The 25,135-nt window shown below is 54.7% G+C and carries 22 protein-coding genes; 3 read left to right on the top strand and 19 right to left on the bottom strand.

The annotated features are described in order from the left end of the window. Positions 1 to 28 precede the first annotated feature (28 nt). From menF to ACOXYR_RS05695, 3 genes are all read right to left on the bottom strand, one after another. The gene (gene menF, locus ACOXYR_RS05705) at positions 29 to 1,321 is read right to left on the bottom strand and encodes an isochorismate synthase MenF (RefSeq protein ID WP_421355494.1); all 1,293 of its coding nucleotides are present in this window, start codon (positions 1,319 to 1,321) and stop codon (positions 29 to 31) included. A gap of 86 nt (positions 1,322 to 1,407) precedes the next feature. Continuing rightward, on the bottom strand, positions 1,408 to 1,704 hold the full coding sequence (elaB, locus tag ACOXYR_RS05700; RefSeq protein WP_108473599.1) for a stress response protein ElaB: 297 nt from the start codon (positions 1,702 to 1,704) through the stop codon (positions 1,408 to 1,410). Between the two features lie 55 nt (positions 1,705 to 1,759). After that, a complete protein-coding gene (locus ACOXYR_RS05695; RefSeq protein WP_421355493.1) occupies positions 1,760 to 2,221 on the bottom strand; it encodes a GNAT family N-acetyltransferase in 462 nt (153 codons plus the stop codon). Between the two features lie 50 nt (positions 2,222 to 2,271). Between ACOXYR_RS05695 and rbn the strand changes: the two genes are divergently transcribed. Further along, a complete protein-coding gene (gene rbn / locus ACOXYR_RS05690; protein WP_421355492.1) occupies positions 2,272 to 3,189 on the top strand; it encodes a ribonuclease BN in 918 nt (305 codons plus the stop codon). Between the two features lie 33 nt (positions 3,190 to 3,222). Here rbn and ACOXYR_RS05685 read toward each other — a convergent pair whose 3' ends face one another. The 15 genes from ACOXYR_RS05685 to lrhA form a co-directional block, all read right to left on the bottom strand. Further along, positions 3,223 to 3,360, bottom strand: coding sequence for a hypothetical protein (locus ACOXYR_RS05685; protein WP_415728270.1), 138 nt, complete (start codon positions 3,358 to 3,360; stop codon positions 3,223 to 3,225). A 309-nt stretch (positions 3,361 to 3,669) separates the two neighbouring features. After that, positions 3,670 to 5,127 (bottom strand): NADH-quinone oxidoreductase subunit NuoN, encoded by a 1,458-nt coding sequence (gene nuoN, locus ACOXYR_RS05680; RefSeq protein WP_108473596.1) that lies wholly within the window; start codon positions 5,125 to 5,127, stop codon positions 3,670 to 3,672. A gap of 6 nt (positions 5,128 to 5,133) precedes the next feature. Continuing rightward, complete coding sequence (gene nuoM / locus ACOXYR_RS05675; RefSeq protein ID WP_108473595.1) at positions 5,134 to 6,663, bottom strand: NADH-quinone oxidoreductase subunit M; 1,530 nt, start codon at positions 6,661 to 6,663, stop codon at positions 5,134 to 5,136. A gap of 130 nt (positions 6,664 to 6,793) precedes the next feature. Continuing rightward, positions 6,794 to 8,635: an NADH-quinone oxidoreductase subunit L gene (nuoL, locus tag ACOXYR_RS05670; RefSeq protein WP_108473594.1), complete on the bottom strand. Its 1,842-nt coding sequence runs from the start codon at positions 8,633 to 8,635 to the stop codon at positions 6,794 to 6,796. After that, positions 8,632 to 8,934, bottom strand: a complete 303-nt coding sequence (gene nuoK, locus ACOXYR_RS05665) for an NADH-quinone oxidoreductase subunit NuoK (RefSeq protein WP_003861496.1) — start codon at positions 8,932 to 8,934, stop codon at positions 8,632 to 8,634. The genes nuoL and nuoK overlap by 4 nt, the downstream gene beginning before the upstream one ends. Then, positions 8,931 to 9,485, bottom strand: coding sequence for an NADH-quinone oxidoreductase subunit J (nuoJ, locus tag ACOXYR_RS05660; RefSeq protein ID WP_421355491.1), 555 nt, complete (start codon positions 9,483 to 9,485; stop codon positions 8,931 to 8,933). Before nuoJ ends, nuoK begins: the two co-directional genes overlap by 4 nt. 11 nt (positions 9,486 to 9,496) lie before the next feature. Then, positions 9,497 to 10,039, bottom strand: a complete 543-nt coding sequence (gene nuoI, locus ACOXYR_RS05655; RefSeq protein WP_000172742.1) for an NADH-quinone oxidoreductase subunit NuoI — start codon at positions 10,037 to 10,039, stop codon at positions 9,497 to 9,499. Between the two features lie 14 nt (positions 10,040 to 10,053). Next, complete coding sequence (gene nuoH, locus ACOXYR_RS05650) at positions 10,054 to 11,031, bottom strand: NADH-quinone oxidoreductase subunit NuoH (RefSeq protein ID WP_015963658.1); 978 nt, start codon at positions 11,029 to 11,031, stop codon at positions 10,054 to 10,056. Beyond that, the gene (gene nuoG / locus ACOXYR_RS05645) at positions 11,028 to 13,754 is read right to left on the bottom strand and encodes an NADH-quinone oxidoreductase subunit NuoG (protein ID WP_421355490.1); all 2,727 of its coding nucleotides are present in this window, start codon (positions 13,752 to 13,754) and stop codon (positions 11,028 to 11,030) included. Before nuoG ends, nuoH begins: the two co-directional genes overlap by 4 nt. Before the next feature lie 163 nt (positions 13,755 to 13,917). Continuing rightward, a complete protein-coding gene (nuoF, locus tag ACOXYR_RS05640) occupies positions 13,918 to 15,255 on the bottom strand; it encodes an NADH-quinone oxidoreductase subunit NuoF (RefSeq protein WP_015963656.1) in 1,338 nt (445 codons plus the stop codon). After that, positions 15,252 to 15,752, bottom strand: coding sequence for an NADH-quinone oxidoreductase subunit NuoE (gene nuoE / locus ACOXYR_RS05635; protein ID WP_015963655.1), 501 nt, complete (start codon positions 15,750 to 15,752; stop codon positions 15,252 to 15,254). The genes nuoF and nuoE overlap by 4 nt, the downstream gene beginning before the upstream one ends. Before the next feature lie 2 nt (positions 15,753 to 15,754). Continuing rightward, the gene (gene nuoC / locus ACOXYR_RS05630) at positions 15,755 to 17,560 is read right to left on the bottom strand and encodes an NADH-quinone oxidoreductase subunit C/D (RefSeq protein WP_350436475.1); all 1,806 of its coding nucleotides are present in this window, start codon (positions 17,558 to 17,560) and stop codon (positions 15,755 to 15,757) included. Between the two features lie 86 nt (positions 17,561 to 17,646). Further along, positions 17,647 to 18,321: an NADH-quinone oxidoreductase subunit NuoB gene (nuoB, locus tag ACOXYR_RS05625; protein WP_015963653.1), complete on the bottom strand. Its 675-nt coding sequence runs from the start codon at positions 18,319 to 18,321 to the stop codon at positions 17,647 to 17,649. A 15-nt stretch (positions 18,322 to 18,336) separates the two neighbouring features. After that, a complete protein-coding gene (gene nuoA, locus ACOXYR_RS05620) occupies positions 18,337 to 18,783 on the bottom strand; it encodes an NADH-quinone oxidoreductase subunit NuoA (protein WP_108473591.1) in 447 nt (148 codons plus the stop codon). A gap of 629 nt (positions 18,784 to 19,412) precedes the next feature. After that, positions 19,413 to 20,354, bottom strand: coding sequence for a transcriptional regulator LrhA (gene lrhA / locus ACOXYR_RS05615; protein ID WP_108473590.1), 942 nt, complete (start codon positions 20,352 to 20,354; stop codon positions 19,413 to 19,415). A 930-nt stretch (positions 20,355 to 21,284) separates the two neighbouring features. Here lrhA and alaA point away from each other — a divergent pair. Beyond that, positions 21,285 to 22,502, top strand: a complete 1,218-nt coding sequence (alaA, locus tag ACOXYR_RS05610) for an alanine transaminase AlaA (protein WP_113857997.1) — start codon at positions 21,285 to 21,287, stop codon at positions 22,500 to 22,502. Between the two features lie 77 nt (positions 22,503 to 22,579). Then, positions 22,580 to 23,179 carry a 5'-deoxynucleotidase gene (gene yfbR, locus ACOXYR_RS05605; RefSeq protein ID WP_108473588.1) on the top strand — a complete coding sequence of 200 codons (600 nt, stop codon included), beginning with the start codon at positions 22,580 to 22,582 and terminating at the stop codon, positions 23,177 to 23,179. A 53-nt stretch (positions 23,180 to 23,232) separates the two neighbouring features. Here yfbR and ACOXYR_RS05600 read toward each other — a convergent pair whose 3' ends face one another. Continuing rightward, positions 23,233 to 25,065, bottom strand: coding sequence for an SLC13 family permease (locus ACOXYR_RS05600; protein WP_421355489.1), 1,833 nt, complete (start codon positions 25,063 to 25,065; stop codon positions 23,233 to 23,235). Positions 25,066 to 25,135 lie beyond the last annotated feature (70 nt).

Raw genomic sequence — 25,135 nt, 5'->3', positions numbered from 1 at the left:
TGAGATTTTGATATGAGTCGTTAATGTTCTACTCAAAGAACAATAAAGAACGCAGGCCCGCTGCTTTATTTTCTATTTCCTGCCATTCGGAATCGGCCTGCGACCCGGCAACAATTCCCGCGCCCGCATACAGACGCACCGTGTTGCCGCTCACTTTCGCCGACCGCAGCGTCACGCAAAACTCGCTTTGGCAGCGGCTGATATAGCCCGCCGAACCTGCGTACCATTCCCGCGAGAATGGCTCAAAGCAATCAATAAAATCAAAAGCCTGAGTACGTGGTAAGCCAGAGACGGCGGCAGTAGGTTGCAGTTGCATTAAACAGCGGTCATCGCTGGCTTCTTTCAGCGTAGCCTGGATAACACGGCGTATATGCTGAACTTTTCTCAGGCGAACGATTTCGGCGGGCAGAATGTCGAGCGCATCGACATGTTTCTGCAGGCGCGCACAGATATCGTCCACCACCAGCATGTTCTCGCGCTGGTTTTTGTCGTCATTCATTAACCAGTCGGCCAGGTGCTGCGCCTGCGTCGGGTCCGGATGACTGGCGACGGTTCCCGCCAGTGCTTCAGTTTCCAGTTCGAGACCACGCCTGCGCCAGAGACGTTCCGGCGATGAGCCGAAAAAGGCCTGCCCGGCGTCAAACGCCATAAAGAAGTGATAACAGTGGAGATTAACGCGGCGGCTGGCGGCCATTAACGCCCCGGCATCGGGTGGCGTCGTAAACGTCAGGTCGGTAGCACGCGCCAGCACCACTTTCTCAAATTCGCCATTGGCGATAGCAAGCGTGGCTTGTTCAATCAGACCGCGCCATCCGGCTTCGCCTGGTCGGTGTAACTCGCTTTCCAGCGTCAGCGCAGAGGTGTGACAGACGCTTTGCGACGACAGTTGCGTAATAAACGCTTTTGCCGCTACGGCGTCAGCGTGCAACGAGGTCTCGCTCGCCAGGTTCACTCTTAACGACGCGCGTCCGCCCTCACGACGCCACTCCAGGCGCGGTAAAAAAAGCGCTATCTGTCGGTAGTCAAAACTATTCAGGCCGCAAATGCGGGCATCATCCGCATCATAGCGAGTTAAAAAATCTTCGGCCTGAGCCAGGGAGGAAAACGAAACGGCCGCGCCCAGGGCGGCAAGTTCATCATCGCCGCTGCGCTGCTGCCACCAGAATTGCGGCCACACAGTCTGGGCATTTAACCAGCAAAGCGGGTCGAACGCGTCATTCAGGGGGAAAGGAACTTCGATAATTCGCGTGCCGGGTGAAGCGGGAAAATCGTCCGACAGAGAGTCAGCCAGACTCTTTAGCGCAGCAGAAACGGATAGCACGCGAACCTCCCTATTCTAAAAACCGTACATTATACGGGGTACTGCCTGTAAAAAGCAGTACCCATGATTAGGGAGTGTGATTTTGCTCAGCGACGGGTCAATAAAAGACCTAACACCAGCCCGACCGCTGCACCTACACCAATACCCTGCCACGGTTTTTCGTGCACATAATCGTCGGCGCGATAGACCGCTTTTTTCGCCCGGTAATAGTAAGTGTCGGAAGCATGGCTCACGCGGGATTTAACCTCATGCAGCGCATTTTCCGCGCGCGCTTTCAGCTCGACATATTTCTGGTCAGCGGGATCGCCGGAAGAACGTAGCACCTCTTCCAGGGTATCGCTCAGCAGAGTCAGGTCGTCGTCAATATGTGTTTCATTAACCATAATATATCTCCATGTTTGCTAAACCAGTGGGATAACTATAGTCAACGCTTGCCGGTTACGCCTGGCCAACCTCGCGCGCCATCCCGACATGCGGGATGCCATCTTCATCATAGATCTCCGTCACCGGAATAAAACCAAAGTGCCGATAGAAATTCTGCAAATGCGCCTGCGCGCCCAGATAGAGCGCGTGTTCCGGCCAGTGTTGCGCGCAGCTTGCCAGCGCGTATTCCATCAGTTGATAACCCATTTTCTCCCCACGAACGCCAGGGCTGACAATCACCCGACCAATGGTAACAGGAGAAAAATCATCCTCATTTTTCAGAAGTCTCGCATACGCCACCAGCCTGTCGCCCTGCCAGCCGAGGATATGACGGTTTTCGCCAAGCAGATCCTCGCCGTCAATATCCTGATAGACACAGGCCTGCTCAACCACAAAAACTTCACAGCGTAATTGCAGCAGCGCGTACAACTGCGGGACGGTTAAATCAGAATGGTGCAAATCTTGCCACTGAATCATGATAGGCTCCTTCATCGTTATTGTTTTTTTACCGCCAGGGGAGCGGCGTTATGCAACTGACTTTTTTGGGAACATCCGCTGGCGTACCGACCCGGACGCGCAACGTCACCGCCATTCTGCTGCATCATCAGCATCCAACGCAACCGGCAGTCTGGCTGTTTGACTGCGGCGAGGGCACGCAGCATCAACTGCTGGAAACCACCCTGCATCCGGGAAAAATCGACCGCATCTTCATCACCCATTTGCATGGTGATCATCTGTTTGGCCTGCCGGGGCTGCTGTGCAGTCGTTCAATGGCGGGCAATATGAATCCCGTCACGATCTATGGGCCAAAAGGGCTGCGCGAATTTGTAGAAACCGCGCTGCGGCTGAGCGGCTCGTGGACCGATTACCCGATGGAGATAATCGAAGTCACAGCCGGTTTTGTGATGGATGATGGGCTGCGCAAAGTGACGGCCTATCCGCTAAACCACCCGGTAGAGTGCTATGGCTATCGCATTGAAGAACATGACAAGCCCGGTGCGCTGGATGCAAAAGCGCTGGCTGCCGCAGGCGTGAAGCCCGGGCCACTGTTCCAGCAACTTAAAGCCGGGCAATGCGTGACGCTGGAAGATGGGCGCGTGATTGATGGCCGTGACTATCTTTCTCCCGCAACGCCAGGTAAAACGCTGGCGATTTTTGGCGACACGGCCCCCTGCGAGGGCGCGTCCGCGTTAGCACAGGGCGTGGATATGATGGTGCATGAAACCACCCTGGAAACAGCGATGGAAGAGAAAGCTAACAGCCGCGGGCATTCGTCAACGCGTCAGGCCGCCGAACTGGCGCGCGACGCAGGCGTGGGGCGTTTAGTTATTACGCACGTCAGTTCGCGCTATGACGCCGAAGGATGCAGGCGGATGCTGGCAGAGTGCCGGGATATTTTCCCGGCAAGTGAAATGGCGGAGGATTTTACCGTCATTACGCTGTGATTGTGACGGGGGCAAAATAGCCCCCTTCGTTTTTTACGGATAACGAAACTCGGAAAACCATTTGAATCGATAACGTTGATTGCGTAGCTTTCGCGCTTCGTCATAACGTCCCAGGCGTTCCCAACAATCGGTAAGGTAATCCGGACACTGGCTGCGGCGAAATGCGTACATTTAATCTCCCGTAGACTTTTCTAATATCCGTTGCATCTGACGCAGTTCCATCGTTACTAGGGCATTCGTAAAAATATCACGCGCCTCTCGCCACGGAACGAAATTAAGACACATTGCCAGATCCGCGATCCAGGAAATGATATCGTCAGCCCCGATACATTTTTCACAAAACGGCAAATTCTTGATAAGGATTCATCATAAATTTCGGCTTCACTTTCTGCAAAATCCAGGCGCGCCAGCGCAGCCTTGAGTTCCATATATAAAAAAACCGCCGATAAATCGGCGGTTTTTTCACATCAACGCGTAACCTTACATCAGCGGCATTGCCATCTGAACCAGGTCGATTAACGGCTGCGGCCAGACGCCCAGCACCAGCACCAGCAGTGCGGAAATCAGCACCACGATACCGCCCGCGCTGTATTGCCAGTTCGACGGCGCATCGCGGTTCAGCTGTTCCGGCGCATGCAGGTACAGGCTTACCGCCACACGCAGGTAGTAGTAGAGGCCGATTGCCGAACCAACCACCACGGCGCCAACCAGCCACCACAGATGCGTTTGCACACCGACGGCCAGAACGTAGAACTTGCCGATAAAGCCCAGCGTCATCGGGATCCCCGCCAGCGACAGCATCATCACCGTCATTACCGCAGAGAGGATCGGGCGATGCCAGAACAGACCGCGATAAGAGAACAGTGATTCTGCGTCCGGGCCGCGATACGGGCTGGACATCAGGCTCACCACGCCGAACGCGCCGAGGCTGCTGAACAGGTAACCGGCCAGATACACACCTACCGCTTCCATCGACATTTCGCCGCTTTGCAGCGCAATCAGCGCCACCAGCAGGTAGCCGAGGTGAGAGATAGAGGAGTAGCCGAGCAGACGTTTGATGTTGGTCTGGCTCAGGGCCATCAGGTTACCGAAGATGATGGAAGCAAAGGCAATCAGACCCAGCACCACGCGTACCGCTTCGCTATCCCCCACTGGCGCATAGAGGAACAGACGCATCACCACGCCGAAGATAGCGATTTTGCTCGCCGTCGCCAGGAAGGTGGAGACCGGCGCTGGTGCGCCCTGGTATACGTCTGGCGTCCACAGGTGGAACGGCACCAGAGAGAGTTTAAAGCCAAGGCCGACAATCATCATGCCCAGACCCGCCAGCAGCAGCGGTTCATGCAGCATGTTGTCCGCCAGGCTCTTACCAAGCGCGACGAACGACAGGTTACCGGAGTTAGCGTAAACCAGCGCCATACCGAACAGCAGGAAAGATGATGCCGCCGCGGACAGAATGGTGTACTTGATACTCGCTTCCAGCGAACGTTTCTGCCGGAAAGCGTAGCCAATCAAACCGAACAGCGGCAGCGAGATAAGTTCAATACCCAGGAACAGCGCGGCCAGGTGATTGGCGTTCGCCAGCAGAATGCCACCCAGTGCAGCAATCAGCACCAGCAGGTAGAACTCTTCTTTGTTATCCGGGTAGCCTTCCAGCCACGGGTAGGCAAACGTACAGGTCGCGAGGCTCGCCAGCAACACCAGCCCGGTATAGAGCATGGCATAGCCGTCGACGCGCATCAGCGGCGTCACGTCCATTGCGCCTGCCTGGCCAACAAACCAGAGCGAAACCAGCGCCGCGTTAAGCCCGATAACCGCAAGCGTAGCGTTGAGGAAGTGATTGCGTCGCCACGCAATGGAGAGCATCACAACCACCACCGTCAAGCCGACGATCAGCAGCGGTAACAGCGCGATCAGTTGTTGTGGAGTTATTGTCATGGCGAATTACGGCCTTGTAGTTGAAACAGAATTAACAAACCACTGCTGAATGTTGCCCATCGCAGAGTGTGACGTGTCCAGAATCGGCTGAGGATAGAAGCCCAGCAGAACCAGCAGCACGACCAGCAGAAGAATGATGAACAGTTCACGCAGCGACATCCCTGGCAGCTCTTTGGCCGCGATTTCACTCTTCGCTTTACCGAAGTAAGCGCGGTGCAGCATCGCCAGCGAGTATACGGAAGCGAAAACCAGACCGAAAGTCGAGATGACGGTGATCAGCGGCACAACGTGGAAGCTGCCGAACAGGATCATGAACTCACCGACGAAGTTACCGGTACCCGGCATCCCAAGCGTTGCGACTGCAAAGAACAGGGAGCAGGCTGGCAGCCATTTAATTTTGCTCCACAGACCGCCCATCATGCGCATATCACGGGTATGCAGACGCTCGTAGAGCTGGCCGCACAGGATGAAGAGACCCGCCGCAGACAAACCGTGAGCAATCATCTGAATCACCGCGCCCTGATACGCCAGTTGGCTACCGGTGTAGATAGCAATCAGCACGAAGCCCATGTGCGAAACAGAGGTGTAGGCAATCAGACGCTTGATATCGTACTGGGTGAAGGCCATCCACGCACCGTAGAAGATACCGATTACGCCGAGCCACATGGCAATAGGCGCGAATTCAGCAGAAGCATTCGGGAACAGTGGCAGAGAGAAACGCAGAAGACCGTAGGCCGCGGTTTTCAGCAAAATCCCCGCGAGGTCAACAGAACCGGCGGTCGGTGCCTGGGAGTGCGCGTCTGGTAACCAGCCGTGCAGTGGAACCACCGGCATTTTCACCGCGAAGGCGATAAAGAAGCCCAGCATCAGCAGGTATTCTACGCCGTGAGACATCGGGGTTTTCAGCAGGTCTTCGTAGTTGAAGGTCCAGACGCCCGTCGCATTGTGATGGACGAACACCAGCGCCAGAATTGCAATCAACATCACCAGACCACTCGCCTGGGTATAGATGAAGAACTTGGTGGCCGCCGTGATACGCGTTTTACCGTCGGACGCCTTATGGCCCCAAAGTGCTATCAGGAAGTACATCGGCACCAACATCATTTCCCAGAAGAAGAAGAACAGGAACATGTCGATGGCGAGGAACACGCCGATCACGCCGCCCAGGATCCACATCAGGTTGAGATGGAAAAAGCCCTGATATTTCTGGATTTCATTCCACGAGCAGAGTACCGCCAGCACGCCCAGCAGGCCGGTTAGCACCACCATCAGCAGCGACAGTCCGTCGATAGCCAGATGGATAGTGATACCGAAGCGTGGGATCCACGGCAGGATAAACTCAGACTGCCACTGCGGCAGGCCGGTGGATTGCGTCAGTGAGTAACCGCCTTGCAGCCACAGTTGCAGGCCAAGTGCGAGCGTCAATCCCATGGTAATCAGCGCAATCCAGCGCGGCATCTTCACGCCAAAGCGTTCAGTCTGCCAGCACAAGAAGCCGCCGATAAAGGGAATCAGTATTAGCCAGGGTAATAACATGGCGATCTTTATTCCTTGTTAAAGTCCTATCAAGGACCGATTTTCAACGAATTCGACAAATTTCACGGTTGAGTGCGGTTTGTGGTCTCGGGTGGCGCTAACGCCACCGGGCAAACCGCATTCGTCAAACTCAACGCAATACCATCAGCAGCGCCAATACAACCACTGCGCCAATGCTCATGGAAGCCACATACCAACGCAGATAACCGTTCTCGCTCAGCACCAGCCCTTTGCCCGCCACGCGAGAAAGAATGGCCGGAATGTTCATCAGGGCGTTCATCGGGTCGCGTTTCAGCAGCCACGCAATACCCAGGAACGGTTTAACGAACACTTTGTCGTAGAGCCAGTCGAAGCCCCAGGCGTTATACCACCAGGTTCCCAGCAGACGGCCAGGGCCGCTGTTGGCAATCGACGTCACCAGAGTACGTTTGCCCAACCACAGCCATGCGGCAATCAGGATGCCTGCAATCGCGACCACACCGGAGGTAATTTCCAGCGTCAGTACGCGGCCATGCTCAAGCTCGGTGGTATCCGGCAGCACACCCTGCAGCGGCGGAACAATCAGCGCGCCAACAAAGGTGGAGAGGATCATCAGCACAATCAGCGGCAGGTGGTGGGTGATCCCCTTCCCTGCGTGAGCGTGAATTTGTTCTTTTCCGTGGAACACGATGAAAATCATACGGAAGGTGTAAAGCGAGGTCATGAACGCGCCGACCAGGCCCGCTACCATCAGGTTGATATGACCGTTCGCCATCGCACCCGCCAGAATCTCATCCTTACTGAAGAAGCCAGCGGTAATCAGCGGCAGTGCGGAGAGCGCAGCACCACCAATCAGGAAGCAGGCGTACACCAGCGGAATGGATTTACGCAGACCGCCCATCTTAAAGATGTTCTGTTCGTGGTGGCAGGCCAGAATAACCGAGCCGGACGCCAGGAACAGCAGCGCTTTAAAGAAGGCGTGCGTCATCAGGTGGAAAATCGCCGCATCCCACGCCTGAACGCCCAGCGCCAGGAACATGTAGCCAATCTGACTCATGGTGGAATAGGCGAGTACGCGTTTGATGTCGGTTTGCACCAGCGCGGCAAAGCCTGCCAGCACCAGCGTAACCGCACCCACGATACCGACCAGATGCAGAATTTCCGGAGTCATCAGGAACAGACCGTGCGTACGCGCAATCAGGTAGACACCGGCGGTGACCATCGTTGCGGCGTGGATCAGCGCGGAGACAGGCGTCGGGCCCGCCATTGCATCAGCAAGCCATGTCTGCAACGGCAGCTGTGCCGATTTACCGACCGCACCACCCAGCAGCATCAGCGTCGCCCAGGTGAGCATGTTGTTGCCCGCCTCGAAGTGCGCCGGTGCCAGTTCCACCATTTCACGGAAGTTCAGGGTGCCCAGTTCGTTGTAGAGAATGAACAGTGCGAAGGCGAGGAAGACGTCACCCACGCGGGTCACGACAAACGCTTTCATCGCCGCCGCGCCATTCTTCGGATCGGTGTAGTAGAAACCGATCAGCAGATAGGAACAGAGGCCCACGCCTTCCCAGCCGAGGTACATCAACAGCAGGTTATCGGCCAGCACCAGAACAACCATGCTGGCGATAAACAGGTTGGTGTAGGCGAAGAAGCGGGAGTAACCCTCTTCCCCGCGCATATACCAGGAGGCGAACATGTGGATCAGGAAGCCAACGCCGGTCACCACTGAGAGCATGGTCAGCGACAGGCCGTCCAGCACGAGGTTGAAACCGATGTTGAAATCGCCTACGGACATCCAGGTCCACAGCGGAACGCTGAGCACCTGTTTGCCGTTATTAAAGAAATCGACGCCGACAATCGCGGTCACCAGCGCCGCCAGGCCAATTGACCCCACGCCCACGGTGGCGGAGAGATTTTCCGACCAACGTCCACGGGAGAAGGCCAGCAGAACAAAGCCAATCAATGGCAAAATAATGGTTAAGGCAAGCATATTCATCCGCGCAACTCACTTACTGAATCGATGTTCAGGTTCTGGCGGCGACGATGGAGCTGCAGCAGCAGCGCCAGGCCAATACTCGCTTCCGCAGCCGCAAGGCTGATGGCGAGGATATACATCACCTGACCATCGGTCTGGCCCCAGTAGCTTCCGGCGACCACAAAGGCCAGTGCGGAGGCGTTAATCATGATTTCCAACCCAATCAGCATAAACAGCAGGTTGCGGCGGATAACCAGACCGGTCAGCCCGAGAACGAAGAGGATCGCGGCGAGGATCAGTCCATGTGTTAAGGGGATCATGCGTGCTCCTCCGGTTTTCTTTTCGCGCTGTCGTTCGGACGGTTGCTGATAAGCTCACCCGGACGGTCTTCACGGCCAATGTGGAAGGCCACTACCAGGCCCGCCAGCAGCAGCATGGACGCCAGTTCAACCGCCAGAACATACGGGCCAAACAGGGCGATACCCACTTCTTTCGCGCTGATGGGATTGCCGTCGATACCCTGGTCGTTGAGGCCCATAATGGCGTACACCATCACCGCCAGCAGAACAGCGGAGAGAATCGCCGGGCCAATCCAGATTTGCGGCTTCAGCCACTCGCGTTCCTGGGCAATTTCTGCCCCACCGAGGTTCAGCATCATCACCACAAACACGAACAGCACCATGATGGCCCCGGCGTAAACGATGATCTCCAGCGCCCCGGCGAAGTACGCGCCCAGCGAGAAGAAGACGCCTGCGATAGCCAGCAGTGAAATGATCAGGTACAGCAAGGCGTGTACCGGATTCGTGTGCGTTATAACCCGCAACGTCGCGAGGATGGCGATAAGGCCACAGATATAAAAAGCGAATTCCATTGCCCCTCTCCTTAAGGTAACAGGCTCTTGACGTCGATAGGCTTGGCTTCGTTCTCTGCTTCGCCTTTATCTTTGCCGTCGATTGCCATACCCGCCATCCGGTAGAAGTTATATTCCGGGTATTTACCCGGGCCGGAAATCAGCAGATCCTCTTTTTCGTACACCAGATCCTGACGTTTGTACTCGCCCAGTTCAAAGTCCGGGGTCAACTGAATCGCCGTGGTCGGGCACGCTTCTTCGCACAGGCCGCAGAAAATACAGCGTGAGAAGTTGATGCGGAAAAACTCCGGATACCAGCGGCCATCTTTGGTTTCTGCTTTCTGCAGTGAGATACAGCCCACCGGGCACGCTACCGCACACAGGTTACAGGCCACGCAGCGCTCTTCGCCGTCCGGGTCGCGCGTCAGCACGATACGGCCACGATAACGCGGCGGCAGATAAACCGGCTCTTCCGGGTACATTTGCGTTTCGCGTTTGGCGAACGCATGCAGGCCGATCATCCAGATACTGCGTACCTGGGTGCCGAAACCTACCAATAATTCTTTTAAGGTCATGGTCTATTCGCCCCTTATGGCTGCTGCCAGAGAATGACAGCCGCCGTTACCAGCAAGTTGATTAGCGTCAGCGGCAGACAAATTTTCCAGCCGAAGGACATTACCTGGTCATAACGCGGACGCGGTAATGAGGCGCGAATCAAAATGAACATCATCATGAAGAACGCGGTTTTGATCGCGAACCAGATGAACGGCGGTAAAAACGGGCCTTGCCAGCCACCGAAGAACAGGGTCACCATCATGGCCGAAATGGTCACGATACCGATGTATTCCCCCACGAAGAACAGACCGAATTTCATACCGGAATATTCAATGTGGTAACCATCCGCCAGTTCCTGCTCGGCTTCAGGTTGGTCAAACGGGTGACGGTGGCACACAGCCACGCCCGCGATAGCGAAGGTCACAAAACCAAAGAACTGCGGGATAACGTTCCAGATGTCGGCCTGGTTGTTGACGATGTCGGTCATGTTGAATGAACCGGCCTGCGCCACCACGCCCATCAGGGAGAGTCCGAGGAACACTTCATAGCTCAGCGTCTGGGCGGAGGCACGCATCGCGCCCAGCAGGGAGTATTTGTTATTGCTCGACCAGCCTGCGAACAGCACGGCGTAAACCGCCAGCCCTGCCATCATCAGGAAGAACAGAATGCCGATGTTCAGGTCAGCCACTACCCACGTCGGGCTTACTGGCACAATGGCAAACGCCAGAAGCAGCGAAGTAAAAGCAATCATCGGTGCCAGGGTAAAGATGACGCGATCCGAGAATTTCGGGATCCAGTCCTCTTTAAAGAACATCTTGATCATGTCCGCCACCAGCTGGAGCGAGCCGCCCCAGCCTACGCGGTTCGGCCCATAACGGTTCTGGAACAGACCGAGCAGACGACGTTCACCGAAGCTCATAAACGCACCGCAGGTGACAACCACCAGCAGGATGACCACCGCCTTGAGAATAGTGAGCAGGATCTCAATCAGATCCGGTGTTAACCAACTCATTGCTGTGCCTCCTGCAGATTTTCAAGACGTCCACCGGCCAGCACCGGCGCGATGCCAGGCATACCCATCGGTAATCCCACCTGCCCTGCCGTCAGACCTTCAGAAATCACCAGCGGCAGCGTGACGGTTTGGCCGTCATAGCTGAACGCGATTTTCGCGCCTGCGTTAACGCCAAGTTTCGCGGCGTCCGCCGGGTTCAGCGCGATATACGGTTGCGGCATACGCGACTGGAAGACCGGAGAACGCTGTGACATCTCGTCGCTACCAAACAGATGATAGTACGGCGCGATACGCCATTTGCCCTCTTCCGCCTGGAAGCTTGCCGGAACGGTGGTGAAGTAATCGAGACCGTTTTCAGACGCTTCAATCAGACGCACGCCCGGATCGCCATGACGCAGGTGACCGCCCACTTCGGCCTGGAACTTGTTCCATGCCTGCGGGGAGTTCCAGCCCGGTGCCCATGCAAACGGAATTTGCGAGCGCGGCGCGCCTGGTTGGTTGTTCCCTTCCATAGAGAAGGCGAACATGGTGTCTTTATCCTGCGGCTGACGCGGTTCGTGCACGCTGATATTGGCACGCATCGCGGTACGACCGCTGTAACGGTGCGGTTCACGCGCCAGTTTCTGGCCGCGAATACGGAAGGTCGCATCCGGCGCAGCATCTTTGATGCCTGCCAGTTGCGGCAGTTTTTCGACAACCGCGTCGATAACGTGGTCAAGCTGCGTCCAGTCCACTTCACGGCTCTGTACTGTGCTGTGCAGGGAGTGCAGCCAGCGCCAGCTTTCCAGCATCACGGTGTTGCTGTCGTAATACGCCGGGTCATAAACCTGGAAGAAGCGCTGTGCGCGGCCTTCGTTGTTGATAACCGTACCATCGCTTTCGGCAAAACTAGCCGCAGGCAGCACCAGATGCGCTTTTTCCATAATCGCCGTGCGTTGATGATCAATCACCATCACCAGCGGCGCTTTGGAGAGTGCGGCATCCACACGGGTCGCGGAAGCGTGACGATGCAGATCGTTTTCCAGCACGATAACCGCATCTGCCGCGCCGCTTTCCAGCTCGTTCAGTGCGTCATCAAGGGAACCGCCGCCAATCATCCCGAGGCCCATGCTATTCACGGCGCGGGCAACCATGGTGATGCCCACGTCAGCGCCACGGGTTTTCAGTGCTTTTGCTACGTTTGCTGCCGCCTGAATGACATCCGCGCTTCCGGCGTTGGTGCCGGAAATAATCAGCGGTTTCTTCGCGCCAACCAGTGCCTGAACCACGACATCAATTTTGTTCTGCAGGTCGCGATCGATACCCTCTACCGCCGGGGCGCTGTTATCCAGTGCGTGGGCGATAGCGAAACCGAAGCGCGCCTGATCTTCAACCGGAGCGCGATACGTCCATGCGGCAATGTCATCCAGACGGGTGTTATCGACGTTGGTGACAAACAGCGGGTGCTTCGCACGCTGACCAATGTTGAGGATTGCCGCAATCTGCCAGTCGGCTACTTTCTGCGCCGCCGCCATTTCGCGTGCTTTACCTTTCACCGCCTGACGAACAGCGAGCGCTACGCGTGCGCCGGTCTGGGTGATATCTTCGCCCAGAATCAGCACCGCATCGTAAGACTCGATTTCACGCAGCGCCGGCGTGTGAACGCCGCCTTCACGCAACACGGTCAGTGCCAGTTGCAGACGTTCCTGCTCCGCTTTGGCGATGCCGGTATAGAAGTTCTCTGCACCCACCAGTTCACGCAGCGCGAAGTTGCTTTCCACGCTGGCACGCGGGGAGCCGATACCAATCACTTTCTTCGACTGACGCAGAATATCCGCCGCGCCCTGCATCGCCTGCTCGGCGTTGAGAGTAATGACGTCGTTGCCGCGCAGTTGTTCTGGCTGGCGTGGACGATCTTTCAGGTTCACGTAGCCATAACCGAAACGACCACGGTCACAGAGGAAGTAGTGGTTTACGGTACCGTTATAACGGTTTTCAATGCGACGCAGTTCACCGTAGCGCTCGCCCGGGCTGGTGTTACAACCGATGGAGCACTGCTGGCAGATGCTTGGCGCAAACTGCATGTCCCATTTACGGTTGTAACGCTCGGAGTGCGTTTTGTCGGTGAAGACGCCGGTCGGGCAAATTTCGACCAGATTGCCGGAGAACTCGCTTTCCAGCGTGCCGTCTTCCGGGCGACCAAAGTAGACGTTGTCATGTGCGCCATAAACGCCCAGATCGGTACCGTCTGCATAATCTTTGTAGTAACGCACGCAGCGGTAACAGGCGATACAGCGGTTCATTTCGTGAGAGATGAACGGCCCCAAATCCTGATTGCGGTGGGTACGTTTGGTGAAACGGTAGCGACGGAAGCTGTGGCCGGTCATCACGGTCATATCCTGAAGGTGGCAGTTACCGCCCTCTTCACAGACCGGACAGTCGTGCGGGTGGTTGGTCATCAACCACTCGACCACGCTCTCACGGAACTGCTTCGCTTCGTCGTCATCAATAGAAATAAAGGTGCCATCGGTGGCCGGTGTCATACAGGACATCACCAGGCGGCCACGCGTGTCTTCCGCGTTTTGATATTGCTTCACCGCACACTGGCGGCAAGCGCCGACGCTGCCCAGCGCCGGATGCCAGCAAAAGTACGGAATATCAAGGCCGAGGGAGAGACACGCCTGTAGCAGGTTGTCCGCCCCGTTGACCTCATATTCTTTGCCGTCTACATGAATTGTAGCCATTAGCATGCTTCCAGTTTTCTCAGTCAGAGACTGAGCGTTAATCGAAACCTTACCCCTCACCCTAACCCTCTCCCTTAGGGAGAGGCGACAGAATGTGCGCGTTTTAAACCCGGCACTGGTTTTCTCCCTCTCCCTTAGGGAGAGGGCGGGGTGAGGGTGAAAATTACCAGCGCGTCTTAAGCAGGTTCGGCTGAATCCCATGGATCGCATGGGTGTTGCTGAACTGCTGCTTGATGCCCGCTTCAAATTCTTCGCGGAAGTATTTAATCGCGCTCTGCAGCGGTTCTACCGCGCCAGGTGCGTGCGCACAGAATGTTTTACCCGGGCCCAGGAATCGACACAGTTGCTCAAGTGTCTCGATATCGCCCGGTTGGCCTTCGCCTTTTTCCAGCGCGCGCAGAATTTTCACGCTCCACGGCAGGCCGTCACGGCATGGCGTACACCAGCCGCAGGACTCACGGGCGAAGAACTCTTCCAGGTTACGCACCAGGCCAACCATGCCAATTTCATGGTCGACGGCCATCGCCAGCGCCGTACCCAGACGGCTGCCCGCTTTACCGATGCTTTCGAACTCCATCGGCAGGTCGAGATGCGCTTCGGTGAGGAAGTCAGTTCCCGCACCCCCTGGCTGCCAGGCTTTGAATTTGAGGCCATCGCGCATGCCGCCCGCGTAATCTTCGAGAATTTCACGCGCGGTCGTGCCGAATGGCAGTTCCCACAGACCCGGATTTTTCACGCGCCCGGAGAAGCCCATCAGCTTGGTACCCGCATCTTTACTTTTCGAGATGTTCTGGTACCACTCCACGCCATTAGCGAGGATGGCCGGGACGTTACACAGGGTTTCCACGTTGTTAACGCAGGTTGGTTTGCCCCATGCGCCAGAGGTCGCCGGGAATGGCGGTTTGGAACGTGGATTGGCGCGACGCCCTTCGAGGGAGTTGATCAGCGCGGTTTCTTCACCGCAGATATAACGCCCTGCCCCGGTGTGCACGAACAGTTCAAAATCAAACCCGGTGCCCATGATGTTTTTGCCAAGCAAGCCGGCTTCGGTTGCTTCAGCAATCGCGCGGCGCAGATGCACCGCCGCTTCAACGTATTCACCACGCAGGAAGATGTAACCACGATACGCTTTCAGCGCAAACGCGGAGATCAGCATGCCTTCCACCAGCAGGTGCGGCAGTTGCTCCATCAGCAGACGGTCTTTGTAGGTGCCGGGTTCCATTTCATCGGCGTTACACAGCAGGTAACGGATGTTCATAGATTCGTCTTTCGGCATCAGGCTCCATTTCAGGCCGGTAGAGAAGCCTGCACCGCCGCGCCCTTTCAGGCCAGCGTCTTTCACCTGGTTGACGATTTCGTCTGGCGACAGCCCGGTCAACGCTTTACGCGCGCCCTCGTAACCGTTTTTGCTACGGTATTCATCCAGCCAGACCGGCTGTTTGTCATCACGCAGACGCCAGGTCAGCGGATGCGTTTCGGGAGTACGGATAACGTTTTTCATTTATACCGCTCCAGTAGTTCAGGAATGGCTTCCGGCGTCAGATGGCTGTGAGTATCCTCATCAATCATCATGTTTGGCCCTTTATCGCAGTTCCCCAGGCAGCAGGTCGGCAGCAGCGTAAAGCGACCGTCAAAGGTCGTCTGCCCCGGTTTGATGTTGAGCTTTTGCTCCAGCGCCGCCTGGATCCCCTGGTAACCCGTGATGTGGCATACCACGCTGTCGCAGTAACGGATCACGTGACGGCCCACCGGCTGGCGGAAGATCTGGCTGTAGAACGTTGCCACGCCTTCGACATCGCTTGCCGGAATACCCAGCACATCGGCGATCGCGTGGATCGCGCCGTCCGGTACCCAGCCACGCTGTTTCTGGACAATTTTCAGCGCTTCGATGGACGCCGCACGCGGGTCTTCGTAGTGGTGCTTCTCGTGCTCTATCGCTTCACGCTCTGCCGCACTCAGCTCAAAAGCCTCGGTTTGTGGTTGTTGATTCTCGTGCATAATTAGCGGTCCACGTCTGACATAACAAAATCGATACTACCCAGATAGACGATAAGGTCTGATACCAGGCTGCCACGGATAGCCGACGGAATCTGCTGAAGATGCGCATAGCTCGGCGTGCGGATACGGGTACGGTAGCTCATGGTGCTGCCGTCGCTGGTCAGGTAGTAACTGTTAATACCCTTGGTCGCTTCCACCATCTGGAACGATTCCTGCGCCGGCATAACCGGGCCCCAGGAAACCTGCAGGAAGTGGGTGATCAGGGTTTCGATATGTTGCAGCGTGCGCTCTTTCGGCGGCGGCGTGGTCAGCGGGTGATCCGCTTTGAACGGGCCTTCCGGCATGTTGTCGAGGCACTGCTGAAGAATACGCAGGCTCTGGCGCAGCTCTTCCACTTTCAACATCACGCGGGTGTAGCAGTCAGAAACGCCACCGCCGGTCGGGATTTCAAAGTCGAAGTTTTCATAGCCAGAATATGGACGCCATTTACGCACGTCGAAGCCGATACCGGTCGCGCGCAGGCCAGCACCGGTGGTGCCCCACTCAAGCGCTTCTTTTGCGGTATAGGCGGCAACGCCTTTAGAGCGGCCAATCAGGATAGTGTTACGCAGCGCGGCTTTCTCGTAAGAGTCGAGACGCTTCGGCATCCACTCCAGGAATTCACGCAGCAGGCGATCCCAGCCTTTCGGCAGGTCGTGCGCGACGCCGCCAATGCGGAACCATGCCGGGTGCATACGGAAACCGGTAATCGCTTCTACCAGATCGTAAATTTTCTGACGGTCGGTAAAGGCGAAGAACACCGGTGTCATCGCGCCGACGTCCTGAATAAACGTCGAGATGTACAGCAGGTGGCTGTTGATGCGGAACAGTTCGGAGAGCATCACGCGGATTACGTTGACACGATCCGGCACGGTGATACCCGCCAGTTTTTCAACGGCCAGTACATACGGCATTTCGTTTACGCAGCCGCCGAGGTATTCGATACGGTCGGTATACGGAATGTAGCTGTGCCAGGACTGGCGTTCGCCCATTTTCTCCGCGCCACGGTGGTGGTAACCCACGTCAGGCACACAGTCGACGATCTCTTCGCCATCAAGCTGCAGGATAATACGGAATGCACCGTGCGCAGACGGGTGGTTCGGGCCGAGGTTGAGGAACATAAAGTCCTCGTTTTCGGTACCGCGCTTCATGCCCCACTCTTCCGGTTTGAAGGTCAGCGCCTCCATTTCCAAATCCTGCTTGGCTTTAGTCAGCTCAAACGGATCGAATTCGGTTGCGCGCGCCGGGTAGTCTTTACGCAGCGGGTGACCTTCCCAGGTATTCGGCATCATGATACGACGCAGATTCGGGTGGCCGTTAAAAGTAATGCCAAACATCTCCCAGGTTTCACGCTCATACCAGTTGGCGTTAGGGAAGAGTTTGGTGAAGGTCGGCACGTTCAGGTCGTTTTCAGACAACGCCACCTTGAGCATAATATCGCTATTACGTTCAATGGAGATGAGATGGTAGAAAACGGAAAAATCCGCCGCGGGTAAGCCCTGGCGGTGCGTGCGAAGACGTTCGTCCATGCCATGTAAATCAAACAGCATGACGTAAGGCTTAGGCAGTTTCTTCAGGAAGTCGCCGACTTCCAGCAGCTGTTCGCGCTTGACCCAAACGACGGGAACCCCGGTGCGGGTCGCCTGAACGGTAAAAGCATCCGGCCCAAAACGGTTGCGCAGTTCGCCGATGACCGGATCATCAAGGTGATCGCGGGTTTGCCATCCGGCTGCGTCATGCGCGGTTAAATCGGTCATATTGTTCACCATTGCAAAAGGTCCGTGGTGACTGCTGACGAGGCTTCGCGCTGTTGTAGATTGATTTGCGAAGTTTTTATCCCGTCTGCAGGCGCAAATTAAATCTCGTCAGGCGTGCGCAGGTTGGTCACTGCAATTCGTTCGCCGCGTTTACGCTCGCGTTCCGACTGCATATTGGCGCGATAAACGCCCTGATCGCCTACTACCCATGACAACGGGCGGCGTTCTTTACCGATTGACTCCTGCAGCAGCATCAGCGCCTGCATATAGGCTTCCGGACGCGGTGGGCAGCCCGGGATGTAAACATCAACCGGAATAAACTTATCCACGCCCTGTACAACGGAGTAAATGTCATACATACCGCCAGAGTTCGCGCAGGCGCCCATTGAGATAACCCACTTCGGTTCCAGCATCTGTTCGTACAGGCGCTGAATAACCGGAGCCATCTTGGTGAAGCACGTGCCCGCCACCACCATCAGGTCAGCCTGACGCGGAGAAGCACGCAGCACTTCCGCACCGAAACGCGCCACGTCATGCACCGCAGTGAAGGACGTCACCATCTCAACGTAGCAGCAAGAGAGACCAAAGTTGTAAGGCCAGATGGAGTTTTTGCGACCCCAGTTGACCATATCGTGCATCGCGTGTTCGAGCTTGCCCATATACACGCTTTTGTTAACTTCCTGCTCCAGGGGATCGGTAACAATCTCCTGTTTTTGCAGGGGATAACGGTCGTTCTCACCGTTAGGATCTATGCGGGTGAGCGTATAATCCATCGTATTGCCTCGCTTTTACTGCGTATTACGGTTAGTGACGCTGTCAGTATCAGAGTTAACCAGGGTGCGGCGAGAACGCGCAGGCGTCCAGTCAAGTGCGCCAACACGAACGAGGTAAACCAGACCAGCCAGTAGCACCAAAATGAAAATTGCGGCTTCGATAAACCCTACCCAGCCACTTTCGCGGATAGACGTTGACCAGGCGAAAAGGTAGAGCGCTTCCACGTCGAAGATGACGAAGAACATAGCGACCAGATAAAACTTCGCGGACATGCGCAGGCGTGCGGTACCGACAGAATCGATACCCGATTCAAACGGCGTGTTTTTACTTCTTGCGCGCGCGCGACCGCCGAGATACCAACCGCCAATCAGCATGAGGCAGCAAAGGCCGATGGCAATGACCAGAAAGATAGCGAATGCCCAGTGATGAGCGATGATTTCAGTGGATGTTGACATACGCACAGCTTTACCAAATAGGTAGCATAACCACGTCTGCTCTTACCGGCAGATGGACGCTACATTGATTCATGGGGAGGATTAAAAAACCAGCAAAACGGCCAGAATCACAGCATAGACCGAAAAAATTTGAGGTTTTTTACTCCTTTCGATAACCTTTTGTCAACTTTAACAAAGGTTTCATCACATTAATTTACATCAATTCCATTTCATTAACATTACGTGCCCTTTGCGGCATATCGACTCATGTCACCCTCCGGATTGAGTGCTGGTGAATCGTGTCCGTTTTCGAACAATAACAATTAGTACCCTTCTATTTTGACAGGAATTTCACACGATTCCTCCCCCTCTGGAGGAGTATTTTCTTGATCTAAGACACGGTTCTGTTAATTCAGCCTGAAAAACAGCAACAAAACACCCGGTTTTTTAACATTAGCAGGATATGTTAAAAGTGGATCACAATTGACCTAAATAGCGGCAAAAAACCATTTAATTAACTGATTGTATTACAAATAGTAAAAAGCATTAATTGCCAAAAGCATTAGCGCAGGCGAAAAAAAAGCCACTGGCTGACTTTCGCTGGCCAGTGACTCTTTTTTACACTTACAATTTGTTACCAGTTTTCTGCGAGGTTGTTACTCAATGACCTCGTCATCAGCATGGGAATTATCTCCCCCTTCCAGGGTATAGAGCGTGCTCTGTGTCCAGGGCTTGATGCTCGTCTCAACCGACTGGAAGATCATCTGCATTAATTCATTTGGATTCTGCACGTTACAGCTTAGTAAATATTCGGTATCTGGCAATACCGGCATTTTATCGGCACGACCCAGCACGCGCAGTTCCGGACTCATCATCTCGACCGGCCTTGCCGTCACACCGAGTCCCGCCTTCACCGCGGCGCGTACCGCTGACGGAGTAGAGGCCACATACGCCAGTCGCCACGGCACATTTGCCGCATCCAAAGTAGAGATGATCATATCGCGGAACGGGCTTGGATCATCAAGCAACACCAGCGGTACGGGCTCTCCTGGTCGCAGAGCGAATTCAGCGGCGCAGTACCAGTGCGTCGGTGAGGTGCGTAACACCGTCGAGTGGAACGCATCAATTCGATGCGTGGTGAGTACCAGGTCGACCTCATTCTTGTGGAGCATTTCTGCCATATCCGCGTGTCGCTTAACGCGCACATCCAGCCCAAGCTTTGGCCAGGCGGAGCTAATACGGTTGAGCAGGAATGGCAGAATGGTATCCGCTGATTCATCGGAGGAACCAATCGTCAGTTGCCCCTGAAGCGTACTGAACATCAGCGATGTGCAGGCTTCATCATTAAAGCGCAGAATTTTACGTGCATAGCCTAATAACTGGATACCGTGCTCGGTTAACAGTTTATTACGACCATGACGGGCAAAAAGTTCTTTGCCGACAAGTTGTTCCAGCCGCTGCATTTGCTGGCTAACGGCGGATTGGGTGCGACAAACGGCTGCTGCTGCTGCGGCAAAAGTGCTTAAATCGGCGACCGCAACAAATGTTCTCAGCAGATCGAGGTCGAGATTAAGTATCGGACGATTTGCATTTATCATATTTATTCACTTACAGGTCGCTAAGGCTAACCTGCCTTGTTGATGCCGCGCTCTGAAATCAGGCTCATCCTTTTAAAAGCCCATCCTTCGGCATGATGCAACCGAATGACTGCCTGACGGAGCGGTATTACATTAAAATTGTCTGCCTCCCATCGGGTGACAGTCCCCTCTGCGATAAAGTGTTTATCTTCAGGTGTGAGACTATTCTTCTCAGTACCTTTGTGTGTGCTCTTTCAAAATCCGGTTATCTGGCCAGTCTATATAATGCTGACTACCCAATAATACCGGAGGGAAACGAATGATTAAAAACTGTTTAATAACATCATGTTGTCTGTTTGCAGCGATAATCACTCACAAGAATGATGAATGAATGCACGCGATAACATCATTATCCTAACCTAAATCCATTATATTTATAAGTATTAATAAGTAAGATCTTTAGGCAAAAATTCCATTAAAATCAAAATGCTTTAATAAAACTAACAATTCTTAAGGATTACTTTGCAATTTAAAATAAAACATTAATGACCCTCCGAAGCGTTCATTAACAATGATTAACATTGAATTCACAGCGAAATGTATTAGTCATGATGTATATGTTTCATGAATTCATTCACAATTAATATTACTAAAGCATTGCTAAAGTATATCGCGACACGTTTACCGCCTGACTTCACAACTTCGATTTTAATCAGTTGAAAAAACTGCCATTCCACCACCCTCCCACACATGACGCTATCAAACAATAAATTAACAAAACATACAATCCGTGATATCGCTTAATTATAGTTAAATAGAATGTGCTGCAACATTAGCACTGGCAAAATCTTCTCCTGTTGACCCTTCAAAACACCGGTGATGCGGAGTACATTATTCCGAGCTGACTTCCATGGCTGGGAGTGGCGATAACAGCTAAAAGGTTAAAGGTTCATGTCCCCCATCGAAAAATCCAGTAAGTTAGACAACGTCTGTTACGACATCCGTGGCCCGGTTCTGAAAGAGGCCAAACGCCTTGAAGAAGAAGGCAATAAGGTTCTGAAGCTCAATATCGGCAACCCGGCCCCCTTCGGGTTCGACGCGCCGGATGAAATTCTGGTCGATGTGATCCGCAACCTGCCGACGGCGCAAGGTTATTGCGACTCCAAAGGGCTCTACTCGGCCCGTAAAGCTATCATGCAACACTACCAGGCACGCGGCATGCGCGACGTGACGGTAGAAGATATTTACATCGGTAATGGTGTATCTGAACTCATTGTGCAGGCAATGCAGGCCTTACTGAATAGCGGCGATGAAATGCTGGTGCCGGCACCAGATTACCCGTTATGGACGGCTGCGGTATCACTTTCAGGTGGCAATGCGGTGCACTATCTGTGCGATGAATCCGCAGGCTGGTTCCCGGATCTCGCTGATATACGCGCTAAAATCACCCCGCGTACCCGCGGCATTGTGATCATCAACCCGAACAACCCAACCGGCGCGGTCTATTCCAAAGAGCTGCTGCTGGAGATCGTCGAGCTTGCCCGCGAACATAACCTGATCATCTTCGCTGACGAAATCTACGATAAGATCCTCTACGATCACGCTCAGCACCACTCTATCGCCGCACTGGCCCCAGATTTGCTGACCGTAACGTTTAACGGCTTGTCAAAAACCTATCGCGTGGCAGGCTTCCGCCAGGGCTGGATGGTACTGAATGGGCCGAAAAAGCATGCGAAGGGTTATATTGAAGGGCTGGAAATGCTGGCCTCAATGCGTCTGTGTGCCAACGTTCCGGCGCAGCACGCCATCCAGACGGCGCTTGGCGGTTATCAGAGCATCAGCGAATTTATCGTACCGGGTGGTCGTCTGTATGAACAGCGTAACCGCGCGTGGGAACTGATTAACGAGATCCCGGGCGTGTCCTGTGTGAAGCCTGACGGCGCGCTCTACATGTTCCCGAAAATCGATGCGAAACGCTTTAACATTCACGACGACCAGAAAATGGTGCTCGACTTCCTGCTACAGGAAAAAGTGCTGCTGGTTCAGGGAACGGCTTTTAACTGGCCGTGGCCGGACCACGTGCGTATCGTCACGCTGCCGCGCATTGACGATCTGGAAATGTCGATATCCCGCTTTGGTCGCTTCCTGTCGGGCTACCGCCAGGCGTAAGACGTTGGCCGGATTTGCATCCGGCCCTCATCTCAGCGCACAATGACCCTTACTGATGTTACCGAGTAAGGGTCGTTATGAATCAGAGTCATTTTTTTGCCCACCTCTCCCGCCTGAAGTTAATCAACCGCTGGCCATTGATGCGCAACGTGCGCACGGAAAACGTCTCTGAACACAGTTTGCAGGTGGCGATGGTTGCCCACGCGCTGGCTGCAATTAAAAACCGCAAATTTGGCGGGCAGGTTAACGCCGAACGCATCGCACTGCTGGCGATGTACCACGATGCATCAGAAGTCCTGACCGGCGATTTACCGACGCCAGTGAAATACTTCAACTCGCAAATCGCTCAGGAATATAAAGCTATTGAGAAGATTGCCCAGCAGAAGCTGGTCGAGATGGTGCCGGAAGAGTTGCAGGATATCTTTGCGCCGCTGATCGATGAACATCAATACAGCGAGGAAGAGAAATCGCTGGTTAAACAAGCCGATGCATTGTGCGCGTATTTGAAATGTCTGGAAGAGTTATCGGCCGGAAATAACGAATTTTTGCTGGCAAAAGGTCGGCTGGAGAAAACCCTGTCCGAACGGCGTAGTGAAGAGATGGATTATTTTATGGCGGTGTTTGTACCGAGCTTCCATTTGTCGCTGGACGAAATCAGTACCGATTCGCCGCTGTAGTGCGGCCTGTTGTTGCCGGATGGCGCTTATCCGTCATCCGGCTCAATAGCCACTTAAAACGGGAACAATACCGGTATCAGCAGCACGCTGACAATCATCACCAGAATGGTGAAAGGTACACCGATCTTCACGAAATCACTGAAGCTATATTTCCCCGGCCCCAGCACCAGCGTGTTCACCGGCGATGAAACCGGCGTCATAAAGGCCGCCGAGGCCGCCATCGCGACGACCATGGCGAACGGATAAGGTGAAACCCCCATTGATTTCGCTGTCGCCAGCGCAATCGGCGCCATCAATACCGCCGTTGCGGTGTTAGAAATAAACAACCCGATAGTCGCACACATCACAAACAGACAGCCCAGCATCAGGTAAGGCCCCTGCCCGCCGCCGATATCCATCAGCCCTTTCACCACCAAATCAACACCGCCGGTTTTTTGCAGCGCCAGCGCGAACGGCATCATCCCCACAATCAAAATGATGCTCGGCCAGTGGATCGATTTATAGGCGCTTTGCGCATCAATGCAGCGGAATTTCCCCATCAGCAGGCAGGCGATGATCGCCGCAATGGGGTTGGAAATTTCATCTGTCAGCATTAAAGCAACCATCAGCACCAGGCAGAAAATCGCATGCGGAGCCTGACTGTGCGCAGGCGAGGCGTCGCTCACTTCAACCGGCAGGTTAAGCACCACGAAGTCGCGCCCTTTCTGCGCCAGTTGATTGATGAGTTTCCAGTTCCCCACCACCAGTACGATATCGCCAAGTTCCAGCGGGATATCCACCACCGAGCCGTCCAGCGCTTCGCCGTTACGTTTCATCCCCACGACATTCAGACCATAACGGGTACGAAACGCAATTTCGCGCACCGTTTTCCCCAGCAGTTCCGACTCCGGGATCAGCGAGACTTCCGCCATCCCCACATCCAGCGCCTGATCGGCAAAGTATTCGCCGCGCAGCACCATCGGCTCAAGCATCTGCTCGGCGCAAAACTCACGCAGGTCAACGTCTGCCGCGGACATATCAATCAGCAGCACATCGCGCGCGCGGAATTCCGATACCCCGTTAACGTTCACGATTACCCGGCGAAAACGACGCCAGCGCTCAACGCCGATAACGTTCGCGCCGTAGCGTTCACGCAGTTTCAGGTCATCGAGTCGCTGACCAATCATTGGCGAGCCGGGGCGAATCGCCAGCCGACGTGCGCGCCCGGTCAGACGGTAGGCTTTGATGAGGTCGCGAAACGAGCTGCGTTTACCGCCATCGCGGGACGATGACGGGTCTTCGCCTTTGAACATAAAGCGCATCAGCAGCATATAAACGATGCCGAGCAGCAGCACGACCAGGCCTATCGGCGTGACGCTGAAGAAACCAAAGCCGTGCAGCCCTTCACGCAGTAATTCACTGTTAACCACCAGGTTCGGCGGCGTTGCCACCAGTGTCATCATTCCGCTGATAAGCCCGGCAAAACTGAGCGGCATCATCAGGCGCGACGGCGAGATATTCATACGCAGGGATACACTGAGGACGACGGGAATAAAGATAGCCACCACGCCGGTCGAACTCATAAACGCGCCGAGACCGGCTACGGTGAGCATCAGATAGACCAGCATCTTGGTTTCGCTGCTGCCAGCAACCTGAACCAGCCACGCCCCCATCTTGGTGGCCACGCCGGTACGCACCAGGCCATCGCCGATGATAAAAAGGGCGGCAATCAGAATAACGTTGGGATCGCTAAAACCAGAAAAGGCTTCGCTGAGAGTTAAGGTGCCACTTAAGACGAAGGCCACAATGACCAACAGCGCGATAGCATCCATGCGCACTTTGCCCATCGCGAACATCACAACCGCGATAGCCAGTAAAGAGAGCACCCAAATCAATTCACCGTTCAAAACACATCCTTGTCAGAAAGATAAGTGATAAGTATTGGCATGATGGCAGAAAAAAGCCCCATGAATACGG

It is taken from the genome of Pseudocitrobacter faecalis, assembly GCF_965231525.1.
Lineage (GTDB): Bacteria > Pseudomonadota > Gammaproteobacteria > Enterobacterales > Enterobacteriaceae > Pseudocitrobacter > Pseudocitrobacter faecalis.
This window is presented reverse-complemented; position numbering and strand designations above follow the sequence as displayed.